The organism is Bacillus sp. SIMBA_026 (assembly GCF_046535335.1).
GTDB classification, from domain to species: Bacteria; Bacillota; Bacilli; order Bacillales; family Bacillaceae; genus Bacillus; species Bacillus velezensis.
Map to the genome: position 1 here is coordinate 1 of NZ_JAWRWX010000445.1, position 240 is coordinate 240.

The following is a 240-nucleotide window of genomic DNA, read 5'->3' on the forward strand; positions in this document are numbered from 1 at the left end:
GTGTTTCAGACGGTAAGCAATCTCCTGGAGGGCTTCATTTGGTGCTGGCAGGGGGACCTGCGAACGGAAAAAACTAGGCGAGAAAAGGCAGAGCAGAGCCTTCTGACCTGGCAGGCTGCATCAGCTGGCCTGGGCCTTACCACGCTGGCCTTGGCTGCGCTTGCGCTCATCACTTTCAGCCGGTGCCGAAGCTGAGCTGGCGCTGATTAGGCACTGCGAGACCGATGGCATGCGTATGGC

Annotated in this window: 1 protein-coding gene; it reads left to right on the forward strand. The window is 59.6% G+C overall.

Annotated features, from left to right (window positions below; genetic code table 11):
• Window positions 1–195, forward strand: a 195-nt coding sequence (locus SB847_RS22115; RefSeq protein ID WP_410578895.1) for a hypothetical protein, incomplete at its 5' end; no start/stop codon positions are given.
• Window positions 196–240: the final 45 nt, after the last annotated feature.